This window comes from Fluviicoccus sp. (assembly GCF_030646115.1).
Classification (GTDB): domain Bacteria; phylum Pseudomonadota; class Gammaproteobacteria; order Pseudomonadales; family Moraxellaceae; genus Fluviicoccus.
This window is the reverse complement of sequence record NZ_JAUSMX010000004.1, coordinates 1-3,305: the sequence shown is the minus strand read 5'-3', so window position 1 is coordinate 3,305 and position 3,305 is coordinate 1. Positions and strand designations below refer to the sequence as shown.

General features: G+C 60.4%; 5 protein-coding genes and 2 pseudogenes. 2 read left to right on the top strand and 5 right to left on the bottom strand.

The window, feature by feature from the left end; genetic code table 11:
* Positions 1-8: 8 nt before the first annotated feature.
* Positions 9-389, top strand: a complete 381-nt coding sequence (locus tag Q7T36_RS17965; protein ID WP_370690036.1) for a cation-transporting P-type ATPase — start codon at positions 9-11, stop codon at positions 387-389.
* A 385-nt stretch (positions 390-774) separates the two neighbouring features.
* On the opposite strand, the pseudogene Q7T36_RS17960 reads toward Q7T36_RS17965, so the two are convergent.
* The 5 genes and pseudogenes from Q7T36_RS17960 to Q7T36_RS02385 all read right to left on the bottom strand — a co-directional run.
* A pseudogene (locus Q7T36_RS17960) lies at positions 775-1,233 on the bottom strand (PolC-type DNA polymerase III); the annotation flags it as partial.
* Between the two features lie 18 nt (positions 1,234-1,251).
* Positions 1,252-1,395 carry a hypothetical protein gene (locus tag Q7T36_RS02400; RefSeq protein ID WP_304843620.1) on the bottom strand — a complete coding sequence of 48 codons (144 nt, stop codon included), beginning with the start codon at positions 1,393-1,395 and terminating at the stop codon, positions 1,252-1,254.
* 1 nt (position 1,396) lies between these two features.
* Positions 1,397-1,942, bottom strand: a complete 546-nt coding sequence (locus tag Q7T36_RS02395; protein ID WP_370690035.1) for an NUDIX hydrolase — start codon at positions 1,940-1,942, stop codon at positions 1,397-1,399.
* Between the two features lie 22 nt (positions 1,943-1,964).
* Positions 1,965-2,660, bottom strand: a complete 696-nt coding sequence (locus Q7T36_RS02390; protein WP_304843618.1) for a fumarylacetoacetate hydrolase family protein — start codon at positions 2,658-2,660, stop codon at positions 1,965-1,967.
* Positions 2,657-2,956: an antibiotic biosynthesis monooxygenase gene (locus tag Q7T36_RS02385; protein WP_304843616.1), complete on the bottom strand. Its 300-nt coding sequence runs from the start codon at positions 2,954-2,956 to the stop codon at positions 2,657-2,659. The genes Q7T36_RS02390 and Q7T36_RS02385 overlap by 4 nt, the downstream gene beginning before the upstream one ends.
* Positions 2,957-3,033: 77 nt before the next feature.
* Here Q7T36_RS02385 and Q7T36_RS02380 point away from each other — a divergent pair.
* A pseudogene (locus Q7T36_RS02380) lies at positions 3,034-3,305 on the top strand (OsmC domain/YcaO domain-containing protein); the annotation flags it as partial.

Sequence of the window (3,305 nt, the reverse complement as noted above, 5' to 3'; positions counted from 1 at the left end):
CGCGCCAACTGCAAACCAGCATCCAAACCGGTTTAAGCGCCGCCGAAGCAGCCCGGCGGCTGGTACACTTCGGTCCGAATGCGCTGCACGTAAAACACGGCCGTGCAGATGGTGCAATTCGGGCTTTTCTTCCCCGCAGCACACGCCTTTGCAGCGGCCAATCTGGTGGGCAAAACAGCGCCCTTGGCCGGATTCCAGCCCCAGGGCCTGCAGGCACAGGCTGTGGGTATCGGCGAGTTCCCGCAGGCCTGCGATGGCCAGGCTTTTGGAGCGGTAAACCCCGTACAGCCGCTCAAACTCCCGGGGCTGCAAATCCTCACCGCGCACCAGGCTCAGCAGCGGTCGGGCCAGCGGGCTCTCGTCCAGTCGCCAGGCGCACAGCGTGCTAGTGCGGCGCAACTGGCGGTTGTAGACCGGCTGCTTGTCCTTAACCAGTTGGGCTTCGAGCAGCAGGGCGCCGAGTTCGCCCGCGGTTTCAATCCACTCGATGCGCCGAATTTCCTGCGCGATGCGCATCTCGCGGGGCGACTTGCTGGCCGCCTGAAAATGCGTCATGACCCGGCTGCGCAGCTTGATGCTCTTGCCGATGTACAAAGGCAACGGGCCTTCGCCATAAAACGAGTAGACGCCCGCAGACTCCGGAATGTCATTGACCGCGGTTTCCAGCTGCGGTGGCAGGGCGGCGCTGCCTTGCAAAAGGGTCAGTGCGTGTTGCCTGATCTGCTCTGCGCCCAGTTCCTGGGCTGCAATACCCAGCCAGGCCAGCACCATGTCGACATCGCCCATGGCCCGGTGCCGGGCGCTGGTGCTCAGGCCGTGGCGTTGCATGATGGCGTCCAGGCCATGGCTGCGGTGCTGCGGATACAGCAGGCGCGACAGGCGCACGGTGCACAGCGTTTTGACGCGCAGCGGGGTTTCCAGGCGGGCAAACTCGTTGAGCAGAAAGCCGTGGTCAAAACGCACGTTGTGCGCCACCAAGACGGCGCCCTCCAGCATTTCCAGCAAATGCGGGGCGACCTCGTCAAAGCCCGGAGCCTCGGCCACCATCCGGTTGCTGATGCCGGTCAGGTTCTGAATGAACGTGGAGATGGGGGTGCCGGGATTGACCAGGGAGCTCCAGCGCGCCACCTCCTGCCCGTCCTCGATACGCACGGCGGCCACTTCGGTGATGCGGTCATGGGCCGGGTTGCCCCCGGTGGTTTCAAGGTCAAGCAGAACGTAGCAGGGCAGCATAGGGCAATGCCGGGAGGCCTAGCAAAACATCAGTGCCAGCCAGGCCGGGTCGTCAATGACATTGATCAGCAGGTAGCCGCCGACGCGGTAAACCCACAATTGCGTGCGGATCTTCACACCCGGCCAGGTGCGCGCCTGGTGCGGCGAACAAGCCGTGGCCATGTCAGACGATGTCGATGGCATGAATGGAATAGTGGCCAGCGCGGCGGTCTGCAAAGTAGTGTTCCAGTGTTTCCTTGACGGTTCTGAAGGCAATTTCGTCCCAGGGTATTTCGTCTTCAGTAAACAGGCGGGCCTCGATGGTCTCGAAGCCGGGATTGAAGGTGTCATTCAGCAGCCGCGCCCGGTAAAACAGGTGGACCTGACCGACGCGGGCAACGTTGACCAGAGAGAAAAGACCTTCCATCTCGAACTGCGCCCCGGATTCTTCCAGCGTTTCCCGTGCTGCGCCTTCGGCCACGGTCTCGTTCAACTCCATGAAGCCGGCCGGCAACGTCCATTTGCCCCAACGCGGCTCGATGTTGCGTTTGCACAGCAGCACTTTGTCTTCCCAATGCGGCACGGTGCCGACCACATTGAGCGGGTTTTCATAGTGAATGGTGCTGCAAACCTCGCAAACCGCGCGCTCCTTGGTGTCGCCATCGTCCGGAATCCGGTATATCACGGCAGTGCCGCAATTCTTGCAGTGTTTGATGGGAACTCGAAGCATAAAAGCAGTGTAGTGTGCGGCCTTACTGGATGACGATCTGGAGGGATTCCAGCCCGGTCACGGCGCCCAGCAGGGTGTCGCCCTTGACCACAGCACCGACGCCCTCTGGCGTGCCGGTATAGATCAAATCGCCGGGCTGAAGTTCCCAGGCGGCCGACAGGTGTTCAATGGTTTCGGCGATATTCCAGATCAGTTTGGACACCTGGCTGCGCTGGCGAACCTGGCCGTTGACCTGCAATGAAATCTCGGCCTTGGCAATATCGCCGGCCTGGTCAGCGGGGGTGATGGGACCGATGGGCGCCGAATGGTCAAACGCCTTGCCTATGCACCAGGGGCGACCCTGTTTTTTCATCTCGTTTTGCAGGTCACGGCGCGTCATGTCCAGGCCCACGGCGTAGCCGTAAATGTGTTTGTGGGCGTCCGCCGCCTTGATGTTTTTACCACCCGTGCCAATGGCCACCACCAGTTCGATTTCGTGGTGCAGGTTCGTGGTGAGGCTGGGGTAGGGCATGGCGCCCGTCTCACCCGCGTTGACCACGATCAGTGAATTGGCCGGTTTCAGAAAAAAGAAGGGCGGCTCGCGGCCGGTGAAGCCCATCTCCTTGGCGTGATCTTCGTAGTTGCGGCCCACACAGTAAATGCGGTGCACCGGAAAGCGCTCAGGCTTGCCCAGCACGGGCACGGAGGCTATTGGGGCGGGTTTGAAAACATAGCTCATGACTTGGCCACCAGGTCAAAGTGTTCGACCACCGGGGCGGCGGCAAAAAATGGTCCGACGATGGCACGCCAATCTGCAAAAGCCGGCGACTCGCGAAAACCCACCGTGTGGTCTTCCAGCGTGTCCCAGAAAATCTGGAGCACATAGCGCTCGCTGTTTTCAATGCCCCTGTTGACCTTGTAGCCTTGAAACCCTTTGGCCTCAGAAATAACGGTTTTCAAGCCACGCTGGATGGCCTCTTCAAAGGCGGCGTTCTGGCCAAGGTGAATGCGGATGTCGGCGAGTTCGAGGATCATGAAAGTCTTTCAGGTAATGCTTGTTATGGGCGGGTGGCCAAGTCTACCGCCGGCCGTGGCGGAGGGTGGAGTTTGGTATGCTGGGATCCATGCAAATCGAAAACTTTATCCCAGGCAAAGACGCCTCGCTCGAATCCACCATCAAGACCCTGCAAGCCAAGCTGCAGGCGCTCGGTTTTCATATTGAAGAAAGATCCTGGCTCAACCCTGTCGATGGCATCTGGTCGGTGCATATTCGTGACCGCGATTGCCCGCTGTTGTTCACCAATGGCAAGGGCGCTACCCGCCTGGCCTGCCTGGCCAGTGCCCTGGGCGAGTTTTTTGAACGCCTTTCCACCAATTATTTCTG